Below are 203 nucleotides of genomic sequence, written 5' to 3' on the forward strand. Positions count from 1 at the left end.
CCGCCCAAGGTTTCCGTTTCCAATCTGGTCAACAGCCTGAAAGGCGTTTCCAGCCGCATGATTCGGAAGAAGAACGATCCGAGCATCCGCAAGAAGCTTTGGGGCGGCGCGCTATGGTCGCCTTCCTACTTTGCCGGTAGCTGCGGCGGTGCGCCTATCGCCGTTATCCGGCAGTACATCGAACAGCAGCAGACGCCGCACTA

1 protein-coding gene is annotated in these 203 nt (G+C 59.1%); it reads left to right on the forward strand.

Translation table 11 applies throughout. The features are described 5' to 3' along the window. Window positions 1-203: IS200/IS605 family transposase (tnpA, locus tag F1735_RS38760; protein WP_167241698.1), on the forward strand; the 203-nt coding region annotated here is incomplete at both ends.

The organism is Massilia genomosp. 1 (assembly GCF_011682185.1).
GTDB lineage: Bacteria > Pseudomonadota > Gammaproteobacteria > Burkholderiales > Burkholderiaceae_D > Telluria_A > Telluria_A rubra.